The following is a 16,268-nucleotide window of genomic DNA, read 5'->3' as shown; positions in this document are numbered from 1 at the left end:
GATGGCCAGCTTCTTTACGACACGCCTGTTCTTCATCTCGCTCGCGCTGGTCGTCATCGCGGCAACGCTTCCGCTCTACGTCTCCGGCTACGTGCTCGGGCTTCTCACCGTCGCCTTCTATTTCGGCGTGTTCGCGATGGCGTGGGACCTGCTGTTCGGGTTCGCCGGCGAGGTCAATTTCGGGCCGACCTTCCTGATCGGCGTCGGCGCCTACACCGCGGGCATCCTCAATGCCCAGTTCGGCTGGTCGGTTTACGCCTGCATCGTGCTCGGCGCGCTCGCCTCCGTCATCGCCGGCCTCGTGCTGGCGCTGCCGGCGCTCCGGGTGCGCGGACCGTATTTCGGCCTGACCACGCTGGTCGCGGTGCTGATGCTGCAGAATTTCATCGTGGTGTTCGCCGACCTCACCGGCGGCGAGATCGGCCTGACTATCCCCGACGTCATCACCATCAATGCCGGCGCCAATTACTGGATCGCCCTCGGCTTCATGACGATCTCGGCGGCCATTCTTTATGGCCTGTCGCAATCGCCTGTTGGCCTGGTGCTGCAAGCCAGCGGCCAGGACCCGGTGCAGGCCGGCGCGCTCGGCTTCAACATCGTCAAGCACAAACTCGCCGCCTTCATCGTCAGCGCGTTCTTCTCGGGGCTATCGGGGGCGCTGCTGGTGTTCTACTTCGGCACCGCCTCGGTCGGCACCGTCGTCGACGTGGCGGTCGGCGTCAACGTGATCGTGTCGGCCGTGCTCGGCGGCCGGCGCACCGTGCTTGGCGCGGCGCTGGGCGCGATCTTCCTGATCGTCGCTGGCGAGTTCTTAAGGCCCACCGGCGAGCTCGCGACCTTTATCGTTTCGGCCGTCGCGCTGCTCGTCGTGCTGTTCTTCCCCGGCGGCTTCCTCGGAGCGGCCCTCTCGCGTGAGGCGCGCTCGTGATGGATATGCGATCTTCAAACAGGGCCGTGCTCGAAGTCCGCGGCCTGACCAAGCGCTTCGGCGGACTGACGGCGGTGAAGAACCTCGGCTTCGAGGTCAATAGCGGCGAGATTTTTGGCCTGATCGGGCCGAACGGCTCGGGCAAGTCGACCGCAATGAAGAGCGTGATGGGCATCGAGCGCCCGACATCAGGCGAGGTGATCTTCGAGGGCGAGGACGTGGCCGGCCTTCCCGCGCACAAGATCGCGCGCAAGGGCTTTGGCATGGTGTTCCAGCATTCGCGGCCGCTGAACCGGCAGACCGTGCTGGAGAACATCATGGTCGCGCTGCTGCCGGACAGCCTGTTCATGCTGTTTCCGGACAAGGCGCTGGTCGAGCGCGCCAAATGGATCGCCGACCGCGTCGGGCTCGGCAGCGTTATGAACCGTCGCCCGCCGACGCTGCCCTTCGCCGATCTGCGCCGGCTCGAGCTCGCCAAGGCGATCGCGCGCGATCCGAAGGTCGTGCTTGTGGACGAGCCCTTTGCCGGGCTGACGCGCGCAGAAGTCGACGTTTTCTCCGACCTGATCCGCAGCTTTCGCGACGAGGGCCGCGCGGTGATGCTGGTCGACCACAACGTCAAAAGTGTCGCGGCGCTGGTCGACCGCGTGCTCGCGATGTATCTCGGCGAGGAGATCGTCACGGGCAAGGCCGATGACGTCATGAAGAACGAGACGGTGCGGCGGGTCTATCTCGGTGGCGCCATCGAGACCCATGCGCGACCCGAGACGAGCTTCAAGGACAAGGTGCCGCTGCTCCAGGTCGAGAATGTCAGCGTGTTCTACGGCAAGGCGCAGGCGCTGGAGAACGTCTCGATCCACGTCCATGAGGGCGAGTTCGTCTCGATCGTCGGCCTCAACGGGGCCGGCAAGACCACGTTGTTCAACACCATCTCTGGCTTCCTGCCTTATAGCGGCGAGATCGTGCGCAGCGGCGAGAAGCTGCGCGGCACGACGCCGGCGAAGATCGCCCGCAGCGGCCTCGTGCAGTGCCCGGAATCGCGCGAGCTGTTCGGCGAGATGAGCGTGCGGGAAAACCTCGATCTCGGCGGGCAACATCTGGCCGACGACAAGCGTGCGGTACAGCTCGCATGGCTGTTCGAGCTGTTCCCCATCCTGAAAGAGCGTCAGGGCCAGATGGCGCAAACACTCTCCGGCGGCGAGCAGCAGATGCTTGCGATCGGCCGTGCGCTGATGATGCAGCCGCAGATCCTGATCCTGGACGAGCCCACGCTGGGCCTCGCCCCCGTCATCCTCGAGCTCCTGTCCAAGGCCCTGGAGAAGCTGCGGCAGACGACGTCGATCACGGTGCTGCTCGGCGAGCAGAACGTGACCTTCGCGCTTCCGCATGCCGACCGCGTCTATGTGCTCGAACATGCAAGGATCGTCTGGGAGGGCGATCCGGGCCGCTTCGCCGCGGAGGCTGGCGCCGATTTTCTCTAGTTCGCGCATACCAACAACAAAAGAAGCAAAGGGAACGACCATGCGACCATCGCCGAATTTGAGCAGCAGCTTCCTCCTCGCCTCCGCGCTGGCGCTGTGCCTCGCTGCTCCCGCCTACGCGCAGTCGAACGAACCGATCAAGATCGGCGTCATCGCCGAAGTGCAGTCGATTGCGGGTGCCGCGACGCCTGGCGGCGCGCAGATCGCCGCCGACGAGATCAACGCGAAGGGTGGCATTCTTGGCCGCAAGATCGAGATCGTGACCTACGACAACAAGAGCTCCTCGGCCGACTCGGTGCGTGCATTCCAGCGCGCGGTGAGCGAGGACAAGGTCTCCGCCGTGATCGCGAGCTACATCAGCGAGGTCGTTCTCGCGCTCGAACCCTGGGCGGCGCGGCTGAAGATGCCGCTGATCACCCCCGGCGCGGCCTCGAACGAGATCACCAAGGCGATCCATAACGACTATGAGAAGAACAAGTACACCTTCCACGGCTATCTGACCTCGGCCGCGCAAGCGCAGCTCGTCTGCGACGCCGCCAAGGATCTGCTGGTCGACAAGCTCAAGTTCAAGACGGTCGCGATCATGAGCGAGGACGCCGCCTGGACCAAGCCGCTCGACGTCGGCTACGAGGCCTGTCTTCCGAAAGCAGGCCTCAAGGTCGTCGAGCACGTGCGGTTCTCGCCTGACACCACCGACTTCACGCCGATCTTCAACAATATCGAGGCCAAGAAGCCGGACGTCATCGTTACCGGCATCTCGCATGTCGGCGTGCAGCCGACCGTGCAGTGGAAGAACCAGCAGGTGCCGGTCCCGATGTTCGGCATCAGCGCGCAGGCGCTGAGCCCGACCTTCTGGAAGGACACCAATGGTGCCGCCGACGGCGTCCCGTCGCTGGCGGTCGCAACGCCCGACGTCGCCGTGACCTCCAAGACGAAACCGTTCGCGGCGGCGTTCAAGGCCAAGTTCGGCTCGCCGCCGGCCTACACCGGCTACACGGCCTATGACGAGGTCTACTTCATCACGGAGGCGATCAAGCGCGCGGGCTCGACCGATCCCGACAAGATGGTCACTGAACTCGAAAAGACCGACTACGAGGGCACGATCGGCCGCATCCAGTTCTACGGCAAGGACGACGAGTTCACCCACGGCATCAAGTCGGGTCCGACGACCGTGTCAGGTCTGGTCTTCCAGTGGCAGGACTCCAAGCAGGTCGTGGTCTGGCCCGAGAAGATCGCGGAGGGCAAGCTCAAGTTTCCGAGTTTCGTGAAGCTGTCGCAGTAACCGGCCGAGCCCGCCACCGGGCTCGGTACTGGGCACCCATCACCCTGAAAGGCCCGTCGCTTCAATCGCGGCGGGCCTTCGTTTTGTGCAGAACGCAACGGGTACGCTGGCATCGGTGGACCCATCCTGCGATCCTGCCGTTAACCTCCTATGCGTGGGCCGGAGCAGCCAGATGGACGACCGACCAAGACAACCCGATGGCCTGATGCAGGATGACGGCTTCGTTCGCGTGCGAGGCGCGCGTGAGCACAACCTCAGGAACGTCGACGTCAGTATTCCGCGCAACGCCCTCGTCGTGTTCACGGGCGTATCGGGCTCCGGAAAATCATCGCTCGCCTTTGGGACGATCTACGCCGAGGCACAACGACGATATCTGGAATCGGTGTCGCCTTACGCGCGGCGTCTCTTCCACCAGATGCAGATCCCCGAAGTCGACGACATCGAAGGCCTGCCGCCCGCCGTCGCGCTCCAGCAGCAGCGCGGCGCGCCGACGACGAGGTCGTCCGTCGGCAGCGTGACGACCATCTCGAACCTGCTCAGGATGCTCTATTCCCGTGCCGGCGATTACCCGCGCGGACAAAAGATGCTCTATGCGGAATCGTTTTCGCCGAACACGCCGGAAGGCGCCTGCCCGACCTGCCACGGCATCGGCAGGATGCTTGACGTCACCGAAAAATCGATGGTGCCCGACGACACCAGGACCATCCGCGAGCGCGCCGTCGCGGCCTGGCCCAGTGCCTGGCAGGGACAGAACCTCCGGGACATCCTGACAACGCTGGGCTACGATGTGGACAAGCCCTGGCGTGAGCTACCCAGGAAGGACCGCGAGTGGATCCTGTTCACGGAGGAGCAGCCGACCGTTCCGGTGTATGCCGGTTACACTGCAGCAGAAGTCAAACGAGCCCTCCGCCGCAAGGAGGAGCCGAGCTATCAAGGCACGTTCACCGGCGCCAAGCGCTACGTGATGCAGACCTATGCCAAGTCCGAGAGTGCGATGATGAAGCGCCGCGTCGCGCAATTCATGATCACTCAGGACTGCCCGACCTGCCACGGCACGCGTTTGAAGCCTGAGGCGCTCAAGGTGAAGTTTGCCGGCCTCAACATCGCCGAGATGTCGCATCTGCCGCTCAAGCAACTGCAAGTGGTGGTCAGGCCGTTCGCGAAAGCCTCGAGCGACAGGTCGGAAAAGGCGGTCGTGGCAAGGCGCATCTGCGAGGATTTGTCGGCGCGGCTGGCCGTCCTGCTCGACCTCGGGCTTGGCTATCTCGCCTGCGAGCGCAGCACGCCGACGCTGTCGCCGGGCGAGTTGCAGCGCTTGCGTCTGGCGACGCAGGTCCGCTCGAACCTGTTCGGCGTCGTCTATGTGCTCGACGAACCATCCGCCGGCTTGCATCCCGCCGACACCGAGGCGCTGCTGCGGGCGCTGGACCGGCTCAAGCACGCGGGCAATTCGATCTTCGTGGTCGAGCACGAGATCGAGGTCATCAGGCATGCCGACTGGCTGGTGGACGTCGGGCCGGATGCCGGCGAAGGCGGCGGGAACATCCTCTATAGTGGACCGCCCGCAGGGCTCAGTCAGGTCGCGCAATCCCGAACCGCCCATTATCTCGCCCATCCACGAAAGCCGCTGCCGACGGTCCGCCGCGAACCGAAGGCGCATCTGAAAGTCCGGGGTGTGACCCGCAACAATCTTCGCGGCCTCGACGTCGATGTCCCGCTCGGGGTTCTCGCCAGCGTGACCGGCGTGTCGGGCTCGGGCAAATCGAGCCTGATCAGCCAATTCCTCGTCGATGCCGTGGCGGAGCATCTCGGCCATACACGGACCGCGGAAGCGGATGACGACAGCCTGGCAGCACCCGCGATCGAGACATTGGGTGGCAAGATCGTCGCCGGCCTCGATCAGGTCGATCGCCTCGTGGTGGTCGATCAGAAGCCGATCGGCCGCACGCCGCGGTCCAACCTTGCGACCTATACGGGCCTGTTCGACCACGTCCGGCGGTTGTTCGCCGCGACGCCGCAGGCAAAATCCCGCCGCTACGATGCCGGGCGCTTTTCCTTCAATGTCGCAAAAGGCCGATGCAGCACCTGCGAGGGCGAGGGATTTGTCTGCGTCGAGCTTCTGTTCCTGCCCAGCGTCTACGCACCCTGCCCGACCTGCCAGGGCGCCCGTTACAACGACAAGACGCTCGAGGTGAAGGTCCGCGGAAAATCCATCGCGGATGTGCTGGCGATGCGCGTCGACGAGGCCTTCGAATTCTTCCGCGAAGATCCAACACTGAACCGTTCGCTGGGGGTCGTCCGCGAGGTCGGCCTCGGCTATATCCGCCTCGGTCAGTCCGCGACCGAACTGTCGGGTGGCGAAGCCCAGCGCATCAAGCTCGCGACCGAGCTCATGCGTCCGCAACGCGGCCACACGCTCTATGTCCTGGACGAGCCGACCACCGGTCTTCATCCCAGCGATGTCGAGCGCCTGATCGCCCAGCTCGAGCGCATCGTGGACGCCGGCAACAGCGTGGTCGTGGTCGAGCATGACGTGGATGTCGTCTCTCATAGCGACTGGATCATCGACCTCGGTCCCGGTGCCGGTGATGAAGGCGGCCGTATCGTTGCGTCGGGAACACCGCAAGAGGTCGCGGAGGCCGGCGGGAAGACCGCCGGCTATCTCGCCCGACGCTTGAAACAGTAGCGGGCGATCTCGTCGTCACCCATTTCGCAATTGCGTTCTGCGCCGCGGAGCCAGACCCCGACTTTCGCCATGTTGACTTTCCGCCGCCCCGCTCCCCATACTTCGAAAAAAGATAACAAGACCAAGTCATAAAACGATTTTGAGGGAGGATAGGATGCCGACTTCACGCAGGCAGCTGCTGAAGAGCTCGGCGGCTGCCGCCGCCGCACTCAGCCTCGATTGGACGCGCGCCCAGGCGCAAGCCGAGAATTTGCGCATCGGCCTGATCTACGACCTCACCGGTCCGTTCGCCGCCGGCGGCTCGGTCGCCTCGTCGGTCGGCGCGCAGATCGCCATCGACCTCGTCAACGAAAAGGGCGGCATCGGCGGCAAGACCAAGATCGTGCCGGTCGCGGCGGACTCGCAGAGCAAGGCCGACGTCGCCATCAACGAGGCCGAGCGGCTGATCAGCCAGGAAAAGATCGACATCATCAACGGCGTCTATTCCAGCGCGCATGCGGTGCCGATGGCGGCGAAGGTCGAGCAGCAGAAGAAGATCCTCTGGATCACGACCGCGGTCTCGACCGCCGTGTTCAAGGACAAGAACCTGCAATACGTCTTTCGCGCGCAGATCCATTCCGATCAGTACGGCCAGGCCTTCGCGGGCTTCGTCGCCGAGCACGCGCAGGGCAAGCTCGGCATGGACCCGAAGGACGTCAAGGTTGCCTTGATCCACGAGGACGGCCCTTATGGCGTCGGCGTCGCGGCGGCCGACGAGGCCTATGCCAAGCAGGCGGGCATCCAGGTGGTGATGCGCGAAGGCTATTCGGCTTCCGCCCCCGATCTGTCGGTGCTCGTGACCAAGCTCAAGCGCGCCAAGGTCGATGTGATCTCGCATGCCGGCTACAACCCCGACATCACCCTGTTCCTGCGTCAGGCCCGCGAGAGCGGCCTGCGGTTCAAGATGCTGTTCGGCGCGGGCGCCGGCTACAGCCAGCTCGACAAGCTGCGCGCGACCTTCGGCCCCGACATCGATAATTTCTGCAACATCGATCCGGTGCCGGCGCAACTGCTCGATCCGGCGAAGCTCGCGCCGGGCATCGGCGATCTCACGAAGACCATGGTATCGCGCTATCAAGCCAAGACCAGCGCCACCGACGTGCCGCCGCATTGCTCGATGGGTTTCAACCAGACCTGGATCTTGCTCAACAACGTGCTGCCGGTCGCCAAGGAGAAGTACGGCAGCTTCGAGCCCGAGGCCATTCGCAAGGCCGCGCTCGACGTCGACATTCCCGCCGGCGGCACCATCCAGGGCTATGGCGTGAAATTCTTCCCGCCGGGCACGCCGATGTCCGGCCAGAACGAGCGCTCGACCCCAGTGGTGATGCAGAACGCCGGCGAGCACATCTCGGTGGTGTGGCCGACGAACATCCGGACGCGGGACCCGGTGTTTCCGCTACCGAAGGGATCGACCTACGGGACGTAATGGCGGCGTGCCGAAATTGCCCGCGTCGGCGCCATCTTCCCCTCTCCCCTTGCGGGAGAGGGTGGCTCGCCGCGAAGCGGCGAGACGGGTGAGGGGTTATCTCCGCGAGCGATCCTCTCACAGCTGTGTTCGCGGATAGAACCCCTCATCCGGCGCTTCGCGCCACCTTCTCCCGCAAGGGGAGAAGGATTGGCACCGCGGCTGCGGCTAGCTCAGCGAGTTCATCACCCCCTACAACACCACCCGCCGCCCCTCCTCCGCCGCCCAATAGCCCGCGTAGTTCACCTTGATCGTCTCATACGCCAGCGTCAGATCCGACAGCGGCTGCCGTCCGGTCGCGGCGCATTCCATGAAGTCCTGGATCTCCTGGAGATAGCCGCGCGTCCACTCCTCTTCGAGGCAGACATATTGCCAGCCGGTTTTGCGGTCGACCTTCTCGGTGATGTAGACGGAGGCGAGCTTCTCCTCGGAGGTTTGGTAGCTCATCAGATGATTGTTCGGCGTGATGTTGGCGAACAGCGAGCCGCCTGACGTGTAGGTCTCGATCAGATTGCGCACGCCGCCCATGATCATGTCGCCGGAGAACACGGTGGCCTTGGTGCCGTCCGAAAACGTCGCGGTCAGCGTGCCCCAATCCTCGACGTCAACCGGATTGGCCTTGATATAGGTGCGCTCCTCCGGCTTGAGGACGGCCGTGACGTTGCCGACATCGCCGCTGACGCTGGCGACGCGGATGGTCTCGCCGCGCGCCTTGGCCTCGACCTGCTTGAGATACAGCACGGCGGAGAGCGGATGGCAGCCCATCCGGATCAGCGAGCCGCCGCCGGTCATCGCCCATTGCGCGGCATGGGCCGCGTGCGAGCCGGAATGGCTCTCCTCGCCCTTCATGAACAGGATTTTGTCCTTGGTCGCTCTGAGGATCTCCGCGGTCTTGGTCACCGCGGGTGCGTAGATCCAGTCCTCGGCATACATGAAGAGCTTTCCAGTGCGCTCGATCGCGGCACGCGTGGCGTCCATCTCCTCCAGCACGCGCTCATACATCAGCGCCTTCGGCACATGCTTGCCGATCGGCTGCCGGTCGCCGTCGCGGCCGAAATAGCCGGCGAACGGCTTTTCGCAGATCACGTGCTTGCCGGCCTGCATGGCGGCGACGATCATCCCCGCATGAAGATTGGGCGGCGTGCAGATGTCGATGACATCGAGCTCGCGGTCTGCGATCAGCTCGGCGAAATTGCGATAGACCCGCGGGATCTGGTGGCGGTGTGCAAATTCGACGACATGGTCGCCGCGCGCAGCCACTGCCGCGACTTCGACATCCACGCCGTAGACACGCCGGAACGCATACATATGCAGCTCCGACACGAAGCCGCAGCCGACGAGTCCCACCCTGATCCTGGCCATAGCGCCCCCTGACCCATGCTGTGGGCGGCACTATAGCGCGCTGGCAGGTCTATTCCACCGAGACCCGCACCACGCCGGCACTCATCATGCCCAGCGCCTTGGCGGCCGGCACCGAGAGATCGACGATCCGGCCGCGGATGAAGGGGCCGCGATCGTTGACGCGGCATTGAATCGAGCGGCTGCCGTAGGACACCCTCAGCACGCTTCCGAAGGGGCGCGTCCGGTGCGCGCAGGTCAGCTCGCCTTTCCCGGCTTTTCCGTATCCGTAATAGGAGGCAAGCCCGCTTTCGGCCTGGGCAAAGGAAACTGCAGAAAGCGAAAAGGTAGCAAGGCAAGAAAATAGCGTGGTCTGCGCTCGCACGGCACCGCTCCCGGTTGGCCCTGCCCCGCCCAGCAACGCTTGTTGGTTCCCGTGGGTTCCTGAGCCGCCGCCGGGCCGCGCCCGGCGGTGCCATCACACATTGTTACTGTTTGTGAAAGACCAGCGTGCGGACTTCGATGCTCTCACGCGGCGCCGCATCCGCCGGCGTCGTCGGATCGACGAACGCGGTGTGCGGCCCGAAGCGCGTGCGGCCATCGGTTGCGGAATCGTAGCACTTGAGCAGCAGCGCTTCGTCCGGTGTCATCTCGGGGAAATAGAACCAGCGATGGTTCGGATTGTATTTCACCGAATACGTCTCGCCGCGGCGGTTCGGATAGATCAGATCGGAGGCGACGAGATCGTCGGGCGCGACCGTCGTGCCGTCAGCCATCGCCAGCGGCGAGTCGCGCAACGGGCCGCGGATCGGCCGCCACAGATTGATCACCTGGACGCGGCCCTTCAGCAACTCATCGGCCTCATCGGGCAGATGCTCGCGCACGCGATTGGCGCCTGAGACGGCGGTCTGGTCGACGTGGACGCGCGTTGCCGGCTGACGCGGGCCAGCGTCGCGAATGTCCGCGGCGCCCTCGATCCGCCTGCGCACGGTATGGTCGAAGATGACGACGCGGTCGGCTTTCGGCGTTGCGCGCAGGAAGGCCTCGACGGCGGGATAGTAGACCGCCCTCACCTCTTCGTCGTTGCTGAAGTCCTTGACCCGGGTTGGATGCCGCACCAGCGCAAAGCCCTCGCGGTCGAGCGAGAAATTTTGCGCGATCAGTCGCGCATCGAAGATCGGGACCTGATGCGGCTCCGGTAACGACGTGCTCTTGGGCTCGCCAGGCGGCGGATCGAACGCATAGGTGCGCGGCTTGCCGGAAACTGGCGCGAGATAGTTGAGTTCAGCGGTGACGAAGGGAAGCGATTCTATTCTTTGTTCTTGCAGGCCCATGGCCGGTCTCCCGATGTGGTCGTCTGGATGATTTCTGAGGGGACCGAGCGTGCTGCAAGGGAGGTCGTGGAAATAGCAATGCGGGTGTTGCCGTTGGCATGAAACGCAGAACGAACGTTTCGCAAAATCCTGTCGGGTTGGAATTCGCTCCGTCCACTTCACGGGTGCTTGAGAGCTTGTGAGATCTCGTGCCTCGGGCCGGCCTTAAGGAAAAGATCAGGACAACATAAGGAGCCCATAAGGACTTCCGAGAAGCCGCTGGCCTAGCATCGACCGTGTGATCGCGTCGGTAACAGGATGCCTCATCTCGCGGTTGGTCCAGGCAATCACAACTCGCTCTCGGGTTGCCGATCCCGACCGGACGGGCTTACAGTGATTTGCCCTGCGGCCGTCGACGCTTGCAATGGGAAGGCGACCTTCGGGCTGGAGATCAGCGCCATGTCAGCCGATCAGTATCTTCGTTACGATCCATCCGTCGAACACATCCGGCCGGAGGAAGCGGCGGCCGTCGAGGAGATTGTTGCTTCGATTTCGCGAACGAGCGATCGCACTTTTCGCAAAGACAAGCATGGGACCCGGCAGCAGCACGCCAAGGGCGCCGGCTATCTCCGGGGCGAGCTGATCGTCTACGAGGATTTGCCGGATCATCTGCGCCAGGGCCTGTTCAAGCAGGCTGGCCACTTCCCGATCATCGTCCGCCTCTCCACCGCATTCAACAGGAGCGATCGCGTCCGTTCGCCACGGGGGTTTGCCATCAAGGTCCTGGGCGTGACCGGGCCCAAGGCGCTCGGCGACGACGATTCGACGAACCAGGATCTCCTACTCGTCAATCACCCCAGCTATTTCGCGGATGCGATGGCCTATATGCGCGCACAGCATAAGGTCGAGCACACCCTGTTCCTGCCTGATCTGGCGTACGGACCCATAGGCTTTTTCGCGCGCGTCCTGGTCGCCGCATCGGACAGAACAGGCATTCCGATCCCGATCGTCTTGAAGGCGCTCGGTGATGCCGGCAGCAACATTCTCGGAGAGACCTTTCACACGGAGGGAGCATTGCGGTTTGGCGATTATATCGCAAGGCTTCGCCTGGTGCCGAAGTCAGCGTCGGTTCGCCAACTCACCGGCCAGCCCTGCCACGATGCCGATGATGCCGTGCTGAACAGCGTCGTTGCCTTCTTCAAGGACAATGCGGCCGAGTACGAATTATTTGCCCAGCTCTGCACCGACCTGGAGCGAACACCGATCGAAGATGCCTCGATCGACTGGCCCGAAGACGTCGCGCCACCGCAAGCACTCGGCAAGATTACACTGCCGCGCCAGACCGCCGACAGCCCCGCGCGTCGCGTCTATTCCGACGAGGTGCTTTCGTTCGATCCATGGCGATGTCTCGCCGCGCATCAGCCGCTCGGATCCATCATGCGATTGCGCAGGGATGCCTACCGGGCCTCCCGCACGCTGCGGCAGCAGCAAAATCACTTCAAGGTCAAGCAACGGCCCGGCGAACCGCGAGAGATCGCGGACCTGCCGGATTGAGCCGATCACCGTCCCTCACGATGAGGCCCGCTGTCCCGGCCTGCGTCGAAAAAGGACGCCGACCGCAGCGGATCGCCGGGATCTAGCGTCTCTGCCAGCGACGCAATCACTTGGCAGGAGCGGTCCCGCCACTTGGCAGCCCTTTGCGCTTGTCCGAGGCTCTCATAGAGCATCGCGGTCGTGCGATAAACCCGCCAGGCGGCATGCGGCAACCTGGCACGACGGACGATCGAAATTGCCGCCGACAAATGCCCGCCGGCGAGTTGCGCATCCTGCTTCAGGATCGCAATTCTCGCCATGGTCTCGTAGCACAGCGCGAGAAACGGCCGGTCGGGTGCCGCGCTCGTCACCTCGTGAAACTGGCTGGCCGAACTCCGGGCAAGGTCCAGATCGCCGATCGCGATCCAATAGTCGGAGCAAGTGAGCCAATAATGGGGGATGACCAGCGACTCCATCGGCACCCGGTCGACCTCCATCCGCCGCTCCATCGCATCGAGATGCTGCCGCGCCCGAGGCAGGTCGCCCATCCGGACATAAGCCCGCGCCAGCAGGTTCCTGCCGACGAAGAAGGTGAACGGATTGGCCTCGATCATCGGGCCGAGCGCATCCTCCGCACGCCGTGACGCGCTGCCATATTCCTCCGCCTCGGAATACAGCCATCCGATCGCGAGATGACACAGCGCGACGGCCTGCGGATTTGCATTCCGTTCCGAGATAGCCAACGCGGAGACGAGGTTTCGTTGCGCCTGGCCCCATTCACCGAGATAAATCTGGGCAAACGCCTCGACCGACTCATAGAGGACGAACAGATAGACATCACCGACCAGGCGGGCGAGCTCCTTTCCCCTGGTCGTCGCATCGCAGCAGGCGGGATAATTCGCGCGCAGGAACTCCAGCACCATCTCCATCGAGCAGCGTCGCAGCCGCATGCTCAGATCCTGCTCTCCGGTGATCAGTGCTGACGCACGCTCGGCAAGGTCCGCATTCTCGCGATCCCAGCCGCGGAGCATCAGCTTCAAATTGGCAAGGTTGCCCTGGACCAGAGCGCTGAACGCGGCGTCGTCGATCGCCCTGCTCTTGACAAGGGCCTGTTCCGCAACAGGCAGGCTCTGGCGTCGATCGACGTAAAGACAGAATCGGCTGAGATCGACCAGCGCGTTCACCTCTTCGCGCACGTGCCCGTTCTCCGCCGCGTGCGCGACGACAGCGCTGAGATCTTGCAGGGAATTCAGGAAATCTCCACTGGCCCGCCAGGCCCAGGCGCGCTGGAGCAGCAACTTCAGACGCGTCGCCACCTGAAACTCCGGCGGCAGATGCGGCACCAGTTCCAAAGCGCGGGACAGGTAATTGGCGGCCTCCCGCGTGCTGAACCTTCGCGCCGAGCCCTCGGCCGCCGCGCCCAGATAATGCATCGCTTTCGGGAAATCGCGGCCCAGTTCGAAGTGGCGCGCGACAACGGCGGCGATCTCCACAGCCTGCGGCCCATAGCCTTGCTCGAGCCCCGCCCCAAGCAGCGCATGGGTTTTCATGCGGCGCGCCGGCGCGAGCCGCTGGTAGAGGATCTCCTGGTAAAGCGCGTGCTGGAACGCATAGCGACCGGAGACACCTCCGTTCGGCCACTCGGTCATGCCGGCAGCGACGATAATGCGATCGGTCCGTGCCAGGTCCTCGCACATCTGCTCGACATCCAGCACGGGACGGTCCAGCGCACCGGCGATGTGAAGCGCGGAAAATTCCGCTCCCGCCGCACTGGCGACCTCGAGCAGGCAGCGCTCGTCCACGGTGAGGTGATCGATCTGCTGCTTGATCATGCCTTCCAGATCGCGCGGCATGCTGTCATGCGAGGCCGCGTCTTCGCTGACCAGCCGCCAGCCCAGTTCGTGCTCGACCAGCGCGCCCTGCGCCACGAGATGGTCGAGCAGAGACGACACGAACAGAGGATGGCCGCCGGTTCGCGCGAAGATGCGCTCGACCAGCTCTCTGGCAAAATCGGCCGAGTTGAAGCGCAGCGAAAGATAGCGTTCGACGTCGGTGCCGGTGAGCCGATCGAGCGCGAGCTCGGTGGCGTGTCCGTGAATCCGCAAGTCCTGGTGAACCGCGCGGATGGGATGTCCGCCGACAGCGACTTCCATCGGCCGGTAGGTGGCCAGCACGAGGATAGAAGCCCTCCGATCCCGCCGCGCCAGCCGGGAGAGCACATCCACGGTGGCGAAGTCGCTCCAATGCAGATCTTCCAGGATGATCACCCATGGTCGCGTGACGGCGAGATGTTCCATGAGATCGGCAAATTCGCGCAGCATGCGCTCCCGGGTTGCGCCAAAGACCTCATGCTGGAACGCTGCCCGGTCTGCTTCGCCGAGGAATCCGGGCATTTGCGCGAGCCACGTCGGCGCGTGCTCGCGGATGGACGCCAGCAGCGATGCTCCATCGGTTCGACGGCAGCACTCGTTCAGCGCTCCGATCAGCGGAAGAAAGGCCTCATGGGTGCCGAACAGCTCGTTGCAGCTACAGTGCAGCACGCCCAGTCCCTGCTGGTTCATCCTGTCGAGCGTCATTTGCAAGAGGGTGGTCTTGCCGATCCCGGCCTCGCCGGTGATGAAGACGACCTGACGCTGTCCGGTACGCGCGAGTTGCAACGCCTTGTCCAGCGTGTCGAGTGCCCCCGTGCGGCCGACTCTCCAGTGCCGGCGTCGATCGACAGCCTGCTCCGTGACGGACGCCGCCTCTTCTTCGGGCGCCCGCTCGATCGCAGGCAAGTCGGCGGTCGCGACCGGCGCAATGAAGCGATAGCCGCGCCGCGTGACCGTCTCGATGTAATTGGGGGACTGCCTGTCGTCGCCGAGCACCGAGCGTAGCGCATTCACGGCAACGGCGAGGCTCGACTCGCTGACGTGCAGATCGGACCAGACCGCGTCGAGCAACTCTTCCTTGGTGACGAGCTCACCGGGCCGACCGACGAGATAGCAAAGAACCTCGAACGGCTTCGGCGCCAGCGCGATCCGCTCCCCGCCTCGCCACAATAGCGCGTTGGCACGGTCGAGGCGGAATTCACCAAAGGCAAGCGCGTCTCTACGCACGGCTCCGACCCCCGGATGCTCCCCCATCTTAAGGGAAAGCTCAGCCAAATGTAAGGACGCGATAAAGACCTGCGCCCTGCGCCGGCACTAGCATTGGCCTGTCCATTTCAGAGACGCCGGCAAGGCGTCGGACGGCCTTTTCATCACGCTGTCATTCAGTCGACAGGCAGTCGATGCCTGAATTTTGGCAAGGAGTTGGCCATGAGCATTTTAAAACATCTGGCGATCCCGCCTCTCGCTTTTGTCATTCGCCAATACGACATCAGGGTCATATTGGGCGCCACCGTCCTCAGCCGCATCTTCCTCCTGGCGATCTACCTCGCGTGCGGCGGCCCAGGCCTGTCCGAGTTCGATCTCGCCAACACCATCGCGCTGCCATGAGCTCGGGACCGCTCGAATGGTGCATCGAGATCGCGATCATCGTCGCGATCTGCATCGGGATTGTCACGGGCGGGCATGGCCGGCTGGTCGTGCCGCATCACCGGGTTCAACGCGCGCAAGCCGATCGGGCCGCATGCGTCCAGCGGCCCTCAAACCCTTTCAGCATCGGCGACCTGCGGCGAGCGGGTCCGCCTGTTTGATCAATCACCAATACGCGCGGCGATAGTGCCGGTACGGCCGGTAGTAGCCGTAACGGTGACCGTAATATGGACGATAGGCGCGATAGCCGTAATAGCGCGGACGCGCGTAATAGCCGCCATAACCGTAGCCCGGTCCATAGGCGTAACCCGGTCCATAGCCGCCATAATAGGCAGGCGCATAGCCGTAAGCCGGCCCCGGATATCCATAGCCGCCGTAATATGGACCACCGCCATAGTAGCCGTAGCCATAGGTGCTGCTGGCGATGGCGCTGCCGATGATCGCGCCGGCTGCGAGGCCGCCAATACCCCATCCAAAACCTCGGCCGCGCCAATACACCTGCGTGACATCATCGCCGACCGCGGCCTTCATGGTCGCGACATTTGTCGGCATCGGGCCCGCGGCGGCCCGCTCGACTTGGCCGGCCATGACCGCGCCGGCCAGCGTACAGGCGATTGCCGTTTTCCAGATCGTCATCGTCTTACTCCCTGTCTGACATTTTGCTTGGACATGGACGCAGCCCATG

Annotated in this window: 12 protein-coding genes; 7 read left to right on the top strand and 5 right to left on the bottom strand. The window is 64.0% G+C overall.

The window, feature by feature from the left end; translation table 11 throughout:
* Nucleotide 1 precedes the first annotated feature (1 nt).
* The 5 genes from AC0L2F_RS24680 to AC0L2F_RS24660 all read left to right on the top strand — a co-directional run bounded on the left by AC0L2F_RS24680 (nt 2) and on the right by AC0L2F_RS24660 (nt 7,842).
* On the top strand, nt 2-928 hold the full coding sequence (locus AC0L2F_RS24680) for a branched-chain amino acid ABC transporter permease (RefSeq protein ID WP_063995324.1): 927 nt from the start codon (nt 2-4) through the stop codon (nt 926-928).
* The gene (locus tag AC0L2F_RS24675; protein ID WP_473250163.1) at nt 928-2,409 is read left to right on the top strand and encodes an ATP-binding cassette domain-containing protein; all 1,482 of its coding nucleotides are present in this window, start codon (nt 928-930) and stop codon (nt 2,407-2,409) included. The genes AC0L2F_RS24680 and AC0L2F_RS24675 overlap by 1 nt, the downstream gene beginning before the upstream one ends.
* A 40-nt stretch (nt 2,410-2,449) precedes the next feature.
* Complete coding sequence (locus AC0L2F_RS24670; protein WP_473250162.1) at nt 2,450-3,691, top strand: ABC transporter substrate-binding protein; 1,242 nt, start codon at nt 2,450-2,452, stop codon at nt 3,689-3,691.
* Between the two features lie 172 nt (nt 3,692-3,863).
* Complete coding sequence (uvrA, locus tag AC0L2F_RS24665; protein ID WP_473250161.1) at nt 3,864-6,377, top strand: excinuclease ABC subunit UvrA; 2,514 nt, start codon at nt 3,864-3,866, stop codon at nt 6,375-6,377.
* Nucleotides 6,378-6,531: 154 nt separating this feature from the next.
* Entirely contained in the window at nt 6,532-7,842 is a 1,311-nt protein-coding gene (locus AC0L2F_RS24660) for an ABC transporter substrate-binding protein (RefSeq protein WP_063995323.1), read from the top strand.
* Nucleotides 7,843-8,073: 231 nt separating this feature from the next.
* Here the strand turns inward: AC0L2F_RS24660 and AC0L2F_RS24655 are convergent, their stop codons facing one another.
* The 3 genes from AC0L2F_RS24655 to AC0L2F_RS24645 form a co-directional block, all read right to left on the bottom strand.
* On the bottom strand, nt 8,074-9,243 hold the full coding sequence (locus AC0L2F_RS24655) for a Gfo/Idh/MocA family protein (protein WP_473250160.1): 1,170 nt from the start codon (nt 9,241-9,243) through the stop codon (nt 8,074-8,076).
* Nucleotides 9,244-9,292: 49 nt separating this feature from the next.
* A complete protein-coding gene (locus AC0L2F_RS24650; protein ID WP_007601095.1) occupies nt 9,293-9,604 on the bottom strand; it encodes a septal ring lytic transglycosylase RlpA family protein in 312 nt (103 codons plus the stop codon).
* A 103-nt stretch (nt 9,605-9,707) separates the two neighbouring features.
* On the bottom strand, nt 9,708-10,553 hold the full coding sequence (locus tag AC0L2F_RS24645) for a CmcJ/NvfI family oxidoreductase (RefSeq protein ID WP_473250159.1): 846 nt from the start codon (nt 10,551-10,553) through the stop codon (nt 9,708-9,710).
* A 438-nt stretch (nt 10,554-10,991) separates the two neighbouring features.
* Between AC0L2F_RS24645 and AC0L2F_RS24640 the strand changes: the two genes are divergently transcribed.
* Entirely contained in the window at nt 10,992-12,086 is a 1,095-nt protein-coding gene (locus AC0L2F_RS24640) for a catalase family protein (RefSeq protein WP_473250158.1), read from the top strand.
* Nucleotides 12,087-12,091: 5 nt separating this feature from the next.
* Here the strand turns inward: AC0L2F_RS24640 and AC0L2F_RS24635 are convergent, their stop codons facing one another.
* Complete coding sequence (locus AC0L2F_RS24635) at nt 12,092-15,163, bottom strand: ATP-binding protein (RefSeq protein ID WP_473250157.1); 3,072 nt, start codon at nt 15,161-15,163, stop codon at nt 12,092-12,094.
* Nucleotides 15,164-15,364: 201 nt separating this feature from the next.
* Here AC0L2F_RS24635 and AC0L2F_RS24630 point away from each other — a divergent pair, with 201 nt between their 5' ends.
* Nucleotides 15,365-15,544 (top strand): hypothetical protein, encoded by a 180-nt coding sequence (locus AC0L2F_RS24630; protein WP_007613268.1) that lies wholly within the window; start codon nt 15,365-15,367, stop codon nt 15,542-15,544.
* A gap of 204 nt (nt 15,545-15,748) precedes the next feature.
* Here AC0L2F_RS24630 and AC0L2F_RS24625 read toward each other — a convergent pair whose 3' ends face one another.
* On the bottom strand, nt 15,749-16,219 hold the full coding sequence (locus AC0L2F_RS24625) for a hypothetical protein (RefSeq protein WP_473250156.1): 471 nt from the start codon (nt 16,217-16,219) through the stop codon (nt 15,749-15,751).
* Nucleotides 16,220-16,268: the final 49 nt, after the last annotated feature.

It is taken from the genome of Bradyrhizobium sp. Ken64 (genome assembly GCF_055807555.1).
This window is presented reverse-complemented; position numbering and strand designations above follow the sequence as displayed.